The organism is Vibrio sp. S/42/10 (assembly GCF_029890535.1).
GTDB lineage: Bacteria > Pseudomonadota > Gammaproteobacteria > Enterobacterales > Vibrionaceae > Vibrio > Vibrio cyclitrophicus.
The window spans coordinates 1-13,663 of record NZ_JAKMZC010000010.1; the positions used below are offsets into that span (position 1 = coordinate 1).

General features: G+C 40.7%; 14 protein-coding genes. 12 read left to right on the top strand and 2 right to left on the bottom strand.

The window, feature by feature from the left end; genetic code table 11:
* Window positions 1-265: 265 nt before the first annotated feature.
* The 9 genes from L8S15_RS12265 (at window position 266) to L8S15_RS12305 (ending at window position 8,967) form a co-directional block, all read left to right on the top strand.
* Complete coding sequence (locus L8S15_RS12265; RefSeq protein WP_102421030.1) at window positions 266-1,210, top strand: hypothetical protein; 945 nt, start codon at window positions 266-268, stop codon at window positions 1,208-1,210.
* Between the two features lie 11 nt (window positions 1,211-1,221).
* Window positions 1,222-1,938, top strand: a complete 717-nt coding sequence (locus L8S15_RS12270; RefSeq protein WP_102277873.1) for a hypothetical protein — start codon at window positions 1,222-1,224, stop codon at window positions 1,936-1,938.
* Window positions 1,938-3,116, top strand: a complete 1,179-nt coding sequence (locus tag L8S15_RS12275; protein ID WP_280573308.1) for a hypothetical protein — start codon at window positions 1,938-1,940, stop codon at window positions 3,114-3,116. Before L8S15_RS12270 ends, L8S15_RS12275 begins: the two co-directional genes overlap by 1 nt.
* Window positions 3,098-4,498, top strand: coding sequence for a hypothetical protein (locus tag L8S15_RS12280; RefSeq protein ID WP_016768395.1), 1,401 nt, complete (start codon window positions 3,098-3,100; stop codon window positions 4,496-4,498). The genes L8S15_RS12275 and L8S15_RS12280 overlap by 19 nt, the downstream gene beginning before the upstream one ends.
* Before the next feature lie 224 nt (window positions 4,499-4,722).
* Entirely contained in the window at window positions 4,723-5,334 is a 612-nt protein-coding gene (locus L8S15_RS12285) for a lipoprotein (RefSeq protein ID WP_016768394.1), read from the top strand.
* A gap of 80 nt (window positions 5,335-5,414) precedes the next feature.
* On the top strand, window positions 5,415-6,887 hold the full coding sequence (locus L8S15_RS12290; RefSeq protein WP_016768393.1) for a transglycosylase SLT domain-containing protein: 1,473 nt from the start codon (window positions 5,415-5,417) through the stop codon (window positions 6,885-6,887).
* Between the two features lie 66 nt (window positions 6,888-6,953).
* Window positions 6,954-7,124, top strand: coding sequence for a hypothetical protein (locus tag L8S15_RS12295; RefSeq protein WP_016768392.1), 171 nt, complete (start codon window positions 6,954-6,956; stop codon window positions 7,122-7,124).
* Window positions 7,124-7,933, top strand: coding sequence for an ETEC_3214 domain-containing protein (locus L8S15_RS12300; protein ID WP_016768391.1), 810 nt, complete (start codon window positions 7,124-7,126; stop codon window positions 7,931-7,933). The genes L8S15_RS12295 and L8S15_RS12300 overlap by 1 nt, the downstream gene beginning before the upstream one ends.
* Window positions 7,934-7,989: 56 nt before the next feature.
* On the top strand, window positions 7,990-8,967 hold the full coding sequence (locus L8S15_RS12305; RefSeq protein ID WP_016768390.1) for a DHH family phosphoesterase: 978 nt from the start codon (window positions 7,990-7,992) through the stop codon (window positions 8,965-8,967).
* 54 nt (window positions 8,968-9,021) lie between these two features.
* Here the strand turns inward: L8S15_RS12305 and L8S15_RS12310 are convergent, their stop codons facing one another.
* Both L8S15_RS12310 and L8S15_RS12315 read right to left on the bottom strand, forming a co-directional pair.
* The gene (locus L8S15_RS12310; protein ID WP_016768389.1) at window positions 9,022-9,768 is read right to left on the bottom strand and encodes a DeoR/GlpR family DNA-binding transcription regulator; all 747 of its coding nucleotides are present in this window, start codon (window positions 9,766-9,768) and stop codon (window positions 9,022-9,024) included.
* A gap of 9 nt (window positions 9,769-9,777) precedes the next feature.
* Window positions 9,778-10,482 (bottom strand): glycerophosphodiester phosphodiesterase family protein, encoded by a 705-nt coding sequence (locus L8S15_RS12315; RefSeq protein WP_016768388.1) that lies wholly within the window; start codon window positions 10,480-10,482, stop codon window positions 9,778-9,780.
* A gap of 273 nt (window positions 10,483-10,755) precedes the next feature.
* On the opposite strand from L8S15_RS12315, the gene L8S15_RS12320 reads away from it, so the two are divergent.
* From L8S15_RS12320 to L8S15_RS12330, 3 genes are all read left to right on the top strand, one after another.
* Window positions 10,756-11,769: a C4-dicarboxylate TRAP transporter substrate-binding protein gene (locus L8S15_RS12320; protein WP_016768387.1), complete on the top strand. Its 1,014-nt coding sequence runs from the start codon at window positions 10,756-10,758 to the stop codon at window positions 11,767-11,769.
* Window positions 11,770-11,877: 108 nt separating this feature from the next.
* A complete protein-coding gene (locus tag L8S15_RS12325) occupies window positions 11,878-12,342 on the top strand; it encodes a TRAP transporter small permease (protein ID WP_010437942.1) in 465 nt (154 codons plus the stop codon).
* Between the two features lie 9 nt (window positions 12,343-12,351).
* Window positions 12,352-13,635: a TRAP transporter large permease gene (locus tag L8S15_RS12330; protein ID WP_280573317.1), complete on the top strand. Its 1,284-nt coding sequence runs from the start codon at window positions 12,352-12,354 to the stop codon at window positions 13,633-13,635.
* Window positions 13,636-13,663: the final 28 nt, after the last annotated feature.

The window sequence follows — 13,663 nt, forward strand, 5'->3', positions numbered from 1 at the left end:
CACTATAACCTATATATTTTTTACAAATTGACGGTGTCAGTATTTTGACCTTTTGGTTTTTCGTCCGGAATAGTTATCTGAAACAGCCCTTCCATCATTGCTGGATAAAGGAGCCGAAATATTGACACTTGGAACTGGTGTCACATTTTTCCTCCTGGAATTATCAGTGAAAACGCAAATGTGTTCATTTCAACCATATGTTTATCTTATTGATTATTAGCAACTAAGTTCGTACTATGCAACAACAAACATTGGTGGGCGTCACGTGAACATAAATAACTTATTAGTCAAGCTACTATTAGCTAGTTGCTTATTTGGCTTATCGACTTCAGTTTTCGCTCAATCTTATTGGGAAGTCGAAGGTTTTGGTGCAAACAAGCCAGAAGCTACGAAAAATGCAAAAGAAAATTTGGCGTTTCGAGTTAATAGTAATGTGCAAGCATTTGAGAATACTTCCCAGGAATTCCGACTTAAGGAAGAATATAAGGATGGAGAGCTGATTGGATCTGACGGTCAATTAAATCAGACTACCGACATTACATCTAAAATCACTTCGGCACCTATCAGTATTAAAAATATGGAAGTAGTGACATCAAAGTGTGATGACTCTGGGTGTACCTACCTATTTAGAGTTAATGTTGATGTTTGGATTGAACAGCTGTCAATTGATATTCGTAAACAACACAAACTCGCTCAACAATATATGAGTAGTAAAGGTAATGATTGGAAGAGTGCAGTATTTACCAACAAAGCTAAGAACTTGTTGAAGAGCAGCCAACAATCACTTTTAGTGTTGTCATCGATAAATAACGGTGTTGCGAAAAGATTTCATGAACAGCAAATAGTACTTGAGAGGAATACGATTGAACGTCTTCAAAATATTAGTATTTCCATTCGTTCTGCTTCAGATTCGTATTCCTCGAAAACAAAAGCAAAGCTCGCTAGAAATCTAGCAACGACTTCGCAAGGCGACATTATTGTTTATATCAAAGGCAATGTAAGACAAGGCAAAAAAAATAACACTTACATTGCTAGGCAAGACCTAATATTGAAAGTCTTTGAAGCCAAAAACCCCAATGTCGCAGTTAGCCAAAAGATTTTGTCTGAGATTGGGAAATCGTCGTCGAGCAAAAAATTAGCACTCGATGCTGCTCATACAAAAATAACAGAAATACTCAATAACAATTCTATTTATACTCTCTTGAATTAAAGGCTTTAAAAATGCTTAAGAAAACAATCCTTGCAGGTTTAGTTGTATCAGTTTTGGCTGGTTGTTCATCAATTCCAGGCATGGAATCAGCAACCATAGATCGCGAAGCTGTAAGCAAGGAGCTTACTCAGAACTGTAAAGAACTAGGAACAGAGTTTACACCAGTATCATTTGCCGTTGATAAGGCGTCAAAAGTAATGGTGTCACTTCAAGAACGCCAATGTTCGGTGTTTAATGACTACCGTACGCTTGCATCTAAGCACGGTGATGTCGCTGGTTTCTTAGCAGTAAATGCTGACAAATCTGATGAAGAACTTCGAGTTGCAATGAATGAATTCGATGAAGGTAAACCTGCTAACAAAAAGATCACACCTCAAGTAGAAGCTTACAAAAAAGCATCTGACGAAATTTTCCAGAAAAATCTAAAACTGGCAGCAGATATCGCACTTCAAGCCGGCGAATTAACTTACATTGCATCTCAACACGCTTCGGCACTTGCACACGATTCTGCTGGTGGCGCAATGAAGAGCCTTATGGCGACTCTTTCAAGCGAGAAGGAAGGCGAAGCGAGCGAAGAGGAAACGGTACCTGTTGTTGAAGCTTACCATGAGATGGAAGCTCGCTCGATACTAGCATTCGATGCTAATTCGCTTATTTCAATGGACAAAAATACTATCGAACAACTTGAGAACTTAGACAAAGTTGTTGCAGACAAAGTGAAATCATAATGAAACTCTCTCGAATTGCTGGTTTAGTCACTGCTGCCGTCGCGCTAACGGGTTGCCAGAGTAATCAAGGTAGCCAAACGTATTCAGTCGAAAGTAATGCGGGAAATTCATCTCTAATTATTGGCAAATCAGCACACGAATTTAGCAGTGAAGATATTGAAGTACCAGCGTACTTCAATACCCAAGGTCTTCAATTCTGTACCTATGAAGCAGAAGAAAAAGACACTCGTTGCCCACTCGCGAAAAAAACAATTCGTTTGTATTTCGGTGATGTAGAAACGGATGTGAATGAAAATCTTCAGGGAAAATCTGCTGATGTTTTTAATTCCATGCACTCAAGCATAAGTAAATTCCAAACCAAAGCGTTAGAGAATACTTTAGAAAACCAGTTTGCGGGCGTTAACCGCTTCCGCATTTTGACGCGTGATACCGATGCTGTTAACACTGCGATGGAAGAAATTCTGATAGACGAAGGCGCGGTAAACGTAGCTAAAAAAGCAGGCAGTCGTGGCAAGTTATCTACCGATTACATTATGAAAGTCGATGTACTCAAAACCGCTGACATGTTGTTTGGTTCAACCCAGTCTTTGTTCCAAACGTCAATGGAAATGACGACAGGTGTGATTGACCCATATACACGTGAAAAATTGAGCTATCCGAATATCGGTAAGATACGTGTTTCTAACTTCGATGTACGTGATAAAGACAGTTACACCACAGTGATTGCAAATGGCGATTATTATCGCGGCTTTAACTATACCAGTGGTAAAGATGTTGATGCCGTTCTTAATGAAATGTCATCACGTGGTTTCGACATTATGTTAACGCGTTTGCTTAAAGAAATGCCGGCTACCGCTCAGGTTCTGGGTATTAAAGGCGACCGAATTTCATTAGACCGTGGTCAAAACGCAGGCGTATTACCTAACGAGACCATGGTTATATTCGAATACAGTGCAGGTTTTGTTGAACCTATTGGGGTTGCTACTGTTAACCCAAGCCAACAAAGTGCCCAAGGGAAAATTGTTCGCTGGAAAGACAGCAGCATAGCCGACGAAGTGAAAGACATCGCTGAGGAAGGAATTTATCACCCTGATCGCCAACGTCGTATTTTCGCTGTAAGCGTTGGTGTGCCTATGGAGTTTATGAAGGAGCGTAGTACATGGGCGGCAAAAGGCTAAGCGCAAGCTTTGCCATTAGTACCTTATTTGTATGTATGTCCATTCCTGCATTGGAATTAGATAAGAGCCAGCCTACGTTGGTTCTTATTGAGCAAGGATGCGCATATGGTCGAGGGGCAATGGCCATTGAGTCAGCAAAAGCTGACGGTTTAAATAATCTTCGCTTGTTTTTACAGGGGAAAATCTCAGTTTCTTTTTCAACTGAAGATAGTGCGCTAGTTGAGGAACAATTTGATCAAGAGAGCCGAGATTTACTGCTGACAAGCATTATCGCTGGTGATATCAATGCCGACTTCAGTGCACCTGAAATTCAAGGGGATGATACCTGTGTAACAGTGCGTCTAGCACCAGAACATAATACTGGGTTTGCCGATATTGACGACGGTATTGAATGGGATGATTCACCGGTTATGTCTGTCGTAGTTGTTGGTGAAGGCCGCGAAAGTAACAAGTTTGCATTGAGTGCGAGGCAAGCGGCGGAGCAAGACGCCTTCAAACGCGCTATCAGTCAGGTACTTGGCGCTATGGTCAATTCTGGTCACATGCAAAAATCTTACGATACCCTGTCAGGAACAGAAAGCAGTAATGATTTCGATTTGCAAGAAATCGCAATGCAATCACTTTCGATGGAACCTCAAGGCATGATTTCCAGTTGGAATGAAATTTCTTATCAGGAAAAACCTAACGGCTCTGTAACCGTTACGCTTGATGTGTTTGTTGAGCGACAGAAGATGGAAGCGAAAATAGCAAAATTGATAAAAAGCCTTGGCCAACCTTCAATCTATGTTGATGCAGATCTCCCAGTCGTAAAAAATACATTTTCAAATGCACTCGCAGAGATGGGCTTTGATCTTGCTTCGAACCCGGCGCAGTCTAGTATCATTCTTGATGTTCAAGAAACCCAAAAAGTGACGTCTTCTGGTCTTCAGCTTGATCTATCGGCAACCGTAATCGACCGTGCTGGCAACCGCTATGGTAGTTGGCACAACGACCCGACTTTCATGACGTTACCGAACAAAGCAGGCATGCTCAATGAGCTTGCAGCTGTTCATCTGGCTGTTGAAGGTAACCAAATTGCCCTAAAGCGTGAACTTCAATCGTCGGTGCAAATAATGGCAAGTCGTGGTGGGCCTATTCGAGAGCTTATTTTTTCACAGAAAGCCGCAGGCAAACAGGGGCAGTTGTATCGTTTGATTGGTGATATGAATGGGATTTCTGATATTAAATCAAGTCAACAGGGTGGCAATATTGTTATTCAGTTAAGGTCTCTTAGCGATGCAAGTGATCTAGTTCAAGACATTGAGCCTGTGTTACGTACCCATCAGCCAAACTACCGCTCGAAAGTTGATGTGCTTAATGAATACCAAATCAGAGTGCTTTAAGCATTACTCTGATAGGACTTGTTATGTTTAAAAAGCATTGTTTATTAAACATAAAAGGTTAACTGATTTTTATAATTTCTACTGGGTTGTGATTAATTCAGAAATGTCACAAAGAGTAGAGAAATGCATCACAGGTAAGATGACGCATCAAATATCAAATGATCATTTGCAGATTTACTAATTGAAAATGATACACATAAAACGTTATGGATAGCTTTTAATATATGAAAAAACTAATTATTGCAACTTCACTAGTTGCTGCTCTTGCTGGTTGTCAAAGTAACAACAATACACTAGAGCAAGCTCAGAATTTTGCGTCATGTACGTTCCCTGATGCACCTGCGGTCGAAGCCCCTAGCTGGATCTGTGACGTAGTACCTACGGATGTAGCTATTGGTGCAACAGGTTATGCGAAGAAAAGTGCAGCAGGTATGAGCGTTATGCGCAAAATTGCCGTGAACGACGCTCGTGTCAACCTTGCTGCGGAATTCGAAACAGATGTGAGTAATCTATTTCAATCTGCTACTGACGGTGCTGTTTCAACATCGGCTGGAGAAGGCGTAACACTAGTAACTGAGAATGTTCAAGAGGCATTTGAAAACATCACTAAATCGGTAGTGAGCAAAAGACTTACAAATAGCCGAGTATTGGTAAGCCAAGCAAGCCCAACTGGTGGCTTATATGTACTAATTGGTATGGACCAAGCAGCATATGACTCAAATATGAATAAGGTTATCGACGAAGTAAGCGGTGAAGATTCTGCGCTTTGGAACCAGTTTAATGATGAAAAAGCAGCCGCAGATCTTGCAGCAGTATTCGATGCTTTGAAAAAGTAGTTGTTATTTAACGATCATTTAAAGTGAAAAAGGCCGCCTATAGAGTGGCCTTTTGTTTCTATACACTCGCGGAGTTAGTTATGTATAAAACGATCACCAAGACAGGGTTGGCTATTGCAATCTCAGCAGCTATTAGTTTTCCAACACATGCTGTATCAGACAGCCAAAAACAGCAACTAAATAATGCGGTGATAAAAGCAAGTCAATCTCAAGAAGAAAAACTTAAAGAATTTCATGATTATGTAAATGCATACTTGGATGAGTATGAACAATGGCGTGACGAATATACCAATAAGCTTGACGAGCGACGTACAGATCTTATCAAAACTTGGGGGGAGGGAGAGGTCTCTTCTCAAACAAAACAAGTAGACTATTCACAAAACGATCAAGTTAAGACCGCTGTGGATTATGAAAGCAATACTGCAACGGTTTCTGTTTTGGTTGATGAAGACAGTAGCCCAAAAGAGATTGAAGCACTTGTAAGACAAATCCCAGTTACCGTTGAGGGTCAAACAGTCGAACTAGCTAAGCTAGAGCCCGAAGACCATACAGTTTTGTACTCTTTAGATAAAGAGCAAAAAGAGAAGAACTTTGTTATTGAACAAACGCAGAGCCAAATGAATGAGCTTGATGTTCAAGCGGAACGATTGATTCAATCAAATACAGGTATCCCGGATTCATTTATTTACCAACGAGCTCACAATAAAAAATTGGCACTTTTAACTAAAGCACAAGAGCGTATCGCTGCTCAAACTGAGCTTTATAACGAAATGCGAGCTAAATATGGCATAGCGGTTGATCAATCAGAGAAGTTCGCAACTGAACATACAGAAGAAGTTGCAAAGTTAGAATCACCAACTGCACAAGAAGCTCCGAAAGTAGCTGAAAAGGTGGTGAGTAATAACACTACATTTGAGACTCAAATTGTGAAGCAAAAACCAATTCCTGAAATCGTATCTGTTCCCACTCAGTCAAAGAAGGTGGTTAGCTATAAAGTGAAGCTTCCTGAGAATAGTTTGAAATCTCGTGCGAGCAAATACATTTCTCTTGCAGAGAAAGAAAGCAAGAATTGGGAAATAGATGCAGCATTGATTATGGCGATCATGCACTCTGAATCAGCTTTCCGCCCAGACGCTAAATCCCACGTACCTGCATTTGGTCTTATGCAAGTTGTCCCGACCAGTGCGGGGCATGATGTGAATAAACAAGTTAGAAATATTGATGCGCCAATGAAGGCTGCAGATTTATATCAACCCCTCATCAATGTTGAAACTGGTACTGCTTATTTAGACATCTTAAATAGTAAATATTTACGTAAGATTGAGAGTGATCAAAGTCGTTTGTATTGCATGATAGCGGCTTACAACACAGGTGCGGGAAACGTTGCTCGTGCTTTTAATAAAGACCGCTCAACTAGCATTGGTAAAGCATCTAAAGTGATCAATAAGATGACCCCGGAAGAAGTGTACAACCAGTTAGTTGCGAAGTTGCCATACGATGAAACAAAAAATTATTTGAAGAAAGTGAACAGCCGTATCGCACTATATAAATAAGACTTTTAGTAAGCACATGAAAAAAGCGTGTGCTTTAATCCCTTTTTAGAGTTGTTGAGAGTAACAATGTTTAAGATTTTTGCTTTATTTTTCATCGTTATTGGTATTTACCTTGGCTTAAATTATAGCGATGAAATTAACAATATAATGGATACAGATACTTTTGAGCGAGTGCAAGAACGAGCTGAAGACGGTAAAAATGCATTGATGGACAAAATTGAAGAGATTAAAAGTTAATGATTCCTGAAGATAAGAACAATGATGTTCAAAAAGAAATTAAAGACGAATTAAAAGAGCTTCAAGATAACCAAGAATCGTTGCTAGAGGCTCGAAGTAATGGAAATCTAGCGCGCACTATTGGTTTGTTGTCAGTCGTCTCAATTGCCTTGGGCGGTTTTAACGATAGTTTTGATGCGATCGAAAAGATGATTGATTTTGGTCTTTCACAAATGACTGATATTCCGTCTCACAAAAAACTTGAAAAAGTGTACATTCGCTCATCCGCTGAAATATTAGATCAAACATTTGGTGCCCCTGTTTATATTAAACGCGCAACAGGCAATGATGTTATTAAGTATTATAAAGATGATAACTTTATTATTTCGTCTATTACTAGAGATAATGCCATTGTTGCTTACCTCGTATTTCCAGATGATGGATTTGAACCCGAGACATTAGAACATGCAGGTGGTGCTGAGTTTTTCAATCAGCCTTTTAATGCTATTGAAAGTGTCAATGAAATTCGAGCGTCGTTCGCTAGAACTGGAAATTATTACATTGAAGAAAATAATGGTGGTGAATTTGGCTACTTATATTCTTCAGTAAGTGGAGTTAGTGAATTTATTTCTCCAATGGCAGAGGGTAATAGAAAATTACTCTCTGAAGTTGTTGACTCGTTAACCATGGATGAAAATATCGCAAAGAGCGTGCAGTCTTTACGTTTGCATACGACACCTAATTTCTATGGTTACAGTACATTAGGCGTAGGTGCTCTAGAAGAAGCTATTTTGTCCAATACAGAATATCGTTTAATTCACAAGAGTTAACCATTAACACACCAGTTCTAGCTTTTACGAAGCTAGAACTTTATAGAAGTCGGATTATGGCAAATTTAAAGTTCGAAAGCTTTCTAGAGCGGCTCAAGGGTGATAGCAGAATCATTATTCAAGCTCATGATTTTCCTGACCACGATGCGATCTCTTCCGCATACGCACTAGCATACCTATTAAAAAAGAAGGGGTTGTGCCCATTTATTACATTTCATGGTTACATAGATAGAGTGTCACTCAGAAATTTAATAGATTGGTTAGAAATTCCAATCTACGAACCAAAAGATTTAGAATTACAACCAGATGATAAAATTATTGTTGTTGACGGTTGCATTGGTGAGAGGAATGTTATCGACTTTCCGGGAATAGAGGTGGGAGTGATCGATCACCATCAAGTGAAAGCACCTGATTTTGTATGGTATTCCGATATACGATCAAATTATGGCTCAACTGCAACCATTATGGTTGAGTATTACCGCTATTTTTCTCTACAGATGCCACAAAGTATTGCGACAGCTCTATTGGTTGGCTTGAGCTTTGATACCGCAAACTTTACCCGAGGGGTGGGGGCTGCAGATCTAAAAGCACTGCTCTATCTTCGAGCGAAGTCCTGTAATGATATGGTTAATAAGATTTGTCGCAATCAAGTTGAGTTTCACGAATTACAGCTTTTCTATTCAATGCTCGATAGTTTACGTCGTGAAAAAAATGCTGCATTTGCTGTGCTTCCTGAAGGTTGCCCTAAAAATATGCTTGGTGTACTAGGCGATTTTCTGCTGAGTGTTGATGAGCTCGATATCGTAGTTCTCACCGCTAGAAATAGAGAGAAAACCTTTATTTCTCTTCGTTCAGAATGCTCTAAAAACAACGTAGCCAAGATAGTTAGAAGAGCTCTAAACGAAAAAGGGATCGGTTTTGGTGGCGGTCACCCTCATATGGCAGGCGGTATCATCAATAAACAGTTTGAATTCAGTAATGAACTTACTTGTGTTTATGACTTGATTCGACCTAACTTAGTGCTTGATGCTTAAACTTATTTTCTCAGATTGCTCGGTATTTTAGATGGTTAGCACTTTTGTCTAAGCTTACGCTTCACCTTCGACTAAATGACTGTTTAGTTCAGAAGGTAATTGGGTGTAATTCGTGTATATACGATCAAAATCACCCAGCTTTGCGACTTTTAGAGCGGCAAAGCGTCCCCATTTACTTGCGTCTGCGACAAGCCAACTTTCTCTACTGTTTTTGATAATTGATTTGGATAGGTCGGCTTCAACTTGTTCATGTTCCATTGCGAAATGGCTATCAGTTACTGAACCACAACCACAAATGCCAATGTCGGCTTCAAAATCTGAGAAGAAGTGAACTACGCTACTTCCCACCATGTCTTGATGTTCTCTTCGGTACAAACCACCCGCTAAATACACTTCAATCTGCTCGTTTGCTTCAAGGATACGAGCGACTTGCAGATTATTGGTGATCACTCGTAATGCCGGCTTTGCCACTAAGTATTGTGCGATACGGGTGACCGTTGTACCAATGCCCATCATAACCGTTGAACCTTCAGGTATCGCGTCTGCAACCGCCATCGCAATACTGTCTTTTGTTTCAGATTCAACACCTGAACGGAATCGATAACTGGTGTTAGTCAATGTTGTCGGTAAGCTGACACCTCCGTGCACTCTTCGCGCCAAACCTTGCTCACACAAGTGATTCACATCACGACGAATGGTTTGAGTGGTTACGGAAAATAGTTCAGCCAAATGGTCGATCTGAATGTCTTGGTTCGCTTTAAGTGTTGCGAGTATTTGCTTTTGACGGTGGTTCAGTTCCATAGAAGCTCACTAAAATTTATGTGGTACATCGGTGATGATGTTATCGACACCGAGGTTGAGATATTTGCTGGCCAATAGTGGGTCATTTAGCGTCCATATTTTAAGGATCGCACCAGAAGTCTTGATAGCTTTGGCTATCGGTTCATCAAGGATTCGATGGTCAATATGAATGCTATATAGGTCAAGCGGCTGGAGTGATTCAAGGCTGAAATCATTCCATACTTCACATATAAATCCTCGTCTAACTTCAGGCATTAGCTCTTGGCAAATACTTAATGCTTCCTTTTTAAAGCTAGAGATCAGCAGTTTTTCAATTGGGAAGTGTTTTTGTTTGATCAATGCGATCACTTCTTTAACTAAAGGCTTGATGGCTTTATCGTTATAAATCTTGATCTCAAGGTTCAGTGTTAAATCAAGTTCGAGACATTTGTCTAACGCCTCATTTAATGTAGGAATTGAAGTGCCTACGAACTCATTACCAAACCAACTGCCAGCATCTAAAGTCTTGAGCATTGTTAGATCTAAGTCGGCAATGTTTCCTGTACCGTTAGTACAACGATTCACCGTTTTATCGTGAAAAACCATAGGGATACCGTCGGCACTGAGCTGGGTATCAATTTCAACCCAGTTAGCGCCTACTTTTGCCGCTTGCTCAATACTGGCTAAGGTATTTTCTGGTGCTAAAGAAGCGGCACCACGGTGGGCTGTAAGCATAATTTATTCTCGATGTTCATTTGAAAATTTAGGAGACAGTAGCTCCACTTTATTACAGATTTATTATTTACCTTCTATATCGAGCTATTTTAAATGAGATCTAGCTAAAATAAGTTGTATAGAGTTTGTACAATAGTGAGACCTCATCCTCAGTGTGTTCAGGTTACTAAGATAAATGTTCATATGAATGTAATAATTCACTTACATACTCTACGAAAACTTAATAACACCCTCTATATTTAGACAAGATAGCCACGATAAGGTGATTTAAAAATGAAAAAGCTATTAGGTACAGTAATTATGGCGGCAACGTTGCTTGTTGGTTGTGGTGAAGCTGACAAGGCTGGAACTGAAGTCAAAGACGATCCGATCAACATCAACATGAGCCTTGTGTTCACTCAAAATGAGTTATTAACACAGGAGCTAATTAAAGCGACCGATAAAATTCGAGAAAGAACCGATGGTTCTGTAAACATTAAAGTTTTCCCTGGTGGTCAATTACCGGTTTATAAAGACAACTTGGAGCAAGTCGTTAACGGCGCAAACTGGATTGCCGTTGAGGATTTAACCTACCTAGGCGATTACGTACCCGACTTTGCAGCACTGGCAGGCCCAATGTTGTACAACACGTATGATGAATACTTAGCGATGATGGATACGGAATTTGTCGCGGGCTTGAAGGTTAAAGCTGAAGAAAAAGGCATTAAAGTATTGAATGCTGACTACATGTTTGGGTTCCGTCACATGATCACCAATAAAGAGATCGTGAACTCTAAAGACATGAAAGGGATGCGTATCCGTGTTCCACAAAGCCAGTTGTTTATCAGCACGCTTTCAGCAATGGGGGCGGCTCCAGCTTCTCTGCCATTCCCAGAAACCTATGCAGGTGTTCAACAAGGCGTTGTTGACGGTCTTGAAGGTTCTATCCTGACGATGTACTCAACTAAAATCTACGAAGTAGCGAAGAATATGTCTTTGACTAAACACTTCCTAGGCACGGTTGGTATCTACATTTCACCGACTCTTTGGGACAAGTTTACGCCAGAGCAACAGCAAATCGTCAATGAAGAGCTCGAAGCAGGCGCAGAATCTAATACTGCAGAGCTAGTTAAACTGGATGTTGAATACACGCAAAAACTTGAAGAGCTAGGTGTTACGTTTAATGAAGTTAACTCTGACGAGTTCAATGAGTTGACGGCTGACGTATACAACCAATTCCCAACATGGAGCGAAGGCATACACGCAACGATCATGAAAGAGTTGGAAACGATTCGAGCTGCACAGTAACTCTGCGAATGTAGATTAATTCGTTAATGAAAACGGCCTGATTCCCTTCAGGCCGTTTTATTCCTGAAGTAACCGACGTTATGTTGGATATTTCACAGGAGAAGTCTTTTGTTTTTATTGAAAAATATTGAAGAAATCCTCGCCTCTATTGCTATTTCGATTACCGTTCTAGTAGTCATTATTAATGTTGTTTTACGTTATGGCTTTGGATTTGTTGTCCCATGGAGCGAAGAACTCTCAGTTATTTGCTTCATATGGGCTGTCTATTTAGGCATTAGTTCCTGCTATAAACACAAGCTCCACATGGGTGTTGATGTGGTGGTAGCCATGCTGCCGGAAAAAGCCAAAACCCCGTTTAGGTTATGTGTTTCCCTCTTCCTACTGGCTCTTAACATCTTGATGGCTGTTCTGAGTTATCAATACCTGATGTTATCTAACAAGGTAACGCCAGTGATGGGCATGTCATATTTTGCTATCAATGGTGTGCTGTTAGTTTGTTTTTCATTGATGGCAATCCACACGGTTCGATTCATCGTCAGCGATATTGCTTCTCTAAAGCGCTCTTTTAAGTAGGTACGATTAATGGAAAGCTATCTTCCAATCCTCATTCTTTTTGTTCTGTTTCTATTGAATATACCCATTGCGTTTTCATTGATCGCATCGGCAATGGTGTACTTTCTCTTTATCAATGACTCAATTCCCGTCAGCTTGGTAATGCAGCGCTTTATTAGCTCGACAGAGTCATTTCCATTGTTGGCTATTCCATTCTTTATCATGGTTGGTTCGGTGATGAACTATGCGGGGATCAGTAAAAGCTTATTGGCTTTTGCAGATTCGATGATTGGCCATAAAACGGGCGGTCTCGCGCAGGTTAATGTGGCGCTGAGTACGTTAATGGGCGGTATTTCTGGCTCTGCGAATGCCGATGCCGCGATGCAATCGAAGATTCTTGCGCCTGAAATGACCAAGCGTGGTTATGATCTGCCATTTACAGCTGCAGTGACGGCGGCGTCATCAAGTATCAGCCCTGTTATTCCACCGGGTATTAACTTAATCATCTTTGCGCTGTTAGCGAATGTCTCCGTTCATCAGATGTTTATTGCTGGCTATGTACCTGCATTTTTGATGGCGTTATCGCTGATGGTGACAATCGCGTTTATCGCACGCAAGCGTCGTTATAAGCCTTCTCGTTCTGAGCCTGCTTCTGCGAAAGAGCGTTTTCATTACTTTCTAAAAGCGATTCCCGCGTTACTGATTCCATTCGGCATTATTCTTGGTATGCGTTTTGGTTTGTTTACACCGACAGAAGCGGGTGCAATCGCAGTATTGCTTTGTGCGATTATTGGTATTTTTGTTTATCGTCAACTTGGCCTAAGACATATCCCGCTAATCATGCGTGAAACGGTGCAGGGTACGAGTAGCGTGATGTTCATTATTATCGGAGCGATGGTCTTCGGTTACTACATGACCCTAGAGCAAATCCCGCACAATGTCGCGTCTGCTTTGATAGAGCTCACCGACAACAAGTTAGTCTTGCTGTTGTTGATTAACGTACTGCTATTAGTGGTTGGCATGTTCATCGAAGGCGGCGCTGCAATGATCATACTCACGCCATTGCTGCTTCCTGCTGTGCTTAACCTAGGCGTTAACCCGGTTCATTTCGGCATTATCGTGATTGTGAATATCATGATTGGTGGTGTGACTCCGCCATTTGGTTCGATGATGTTTACGGTTTGCGCGATTTTAAAAGTTCGTATGGTCGACTTCGTGAAAGAAGTGGCTCCGTTGTTGCTAGCACTACTCACGGTTCTGATGTTGCTGACTTTCTCTGAAAGCTTAGTGATGTTTTTACCGAATTTGCTTTAACACTGTTTTGTGATTAATTATTTAGAGG

Bases quoted from the DNA above. Each gene is read 5' to 3' on its own strand.
- L8S15_RS12270 (WP_102277873.1), top strand. From the start codon at position 1,222: ATGCTTAAGAAAACAATCCTTGCAGGTTTAGTTGTATCAGTTTTGGCT.
- L8S15_RS12295 (WP_016768392.1), top strand. From the start codon at position 6,954: ATGTTTAAGATTTTTGCTTTATTTTTCATCGTTATTGGTATTTACCTT.
- L8S15_RS12315 (WP_016768388.1), bottom strand. From the start codon at position 10,482: ATGCTTACAGCCCACCGTGGTGCCGCTTCTTTAGCACCAGAAAATACC.
- L8S15_RS12320 (WP_016768387.1), top strand. From the start codon at position 10,756: ATGAAAAAGCTATTAGGTACAGTAATTATGGCGGCAACGTTGCTTGTT.
- L8S15_RS12300 (WP_016768391.1), top strand. From the start codon at position 7,124: ATGATTCCTGAAGATAAGAACAATGATGTTCAAAAAGAAATTAAAGAC.
- L8S15_RS12305 (WP_016768390.1), top strand. From the start codon at position 7,990: ATGGCAAATTTAAAGTTCGAAAGCTTTCTAGAGCGGCTCAAGGGTGAT.
- L8S15_RS12330 (WP_280573317.1), top strand. From the start codon at position 12,352: ATGGAAAGCTATCTTCCAATCCTCATTCTTTTTGTTCTGTTTCTATTG.
- L8S15_RS12310 (WP_016768389.1), bottom strand. From the start codon at position 9,768: ATGGAACTGAACCACCGTCAAAAGCAAATACTCGCAACACTTAAAGCG.
- L8S15_RS12275 (WP_280573308.1), top strand. From the start codon at position 1,938: ATGAAACTCTCTCGAATTGCTGGTTTAGTCACTGCTGCCGTCGCGCTA.
- L8S15_RS12280 (WP_016768395.1), top strand. From the start codon at position 3,098: ATGGGCGGCAAAAGGCTAAGCGCAAGCTTTGCCATTAGTACCTTATTT.
- L8S15_RS12285 (WP_016768394.1), top strand. From the start codon at position 4,723: ATGAAAAAACTAATTATTGCAACTTCACTAGTTGCTGCTCTTGCTGGT.
- L8S15_RS12290 (WP_016768393.1), top strand. From the start codon at position 5,415: ATGTATAAAACGATCACCAAGACAGGGTTGGCTATTGCAATCTCAGCA.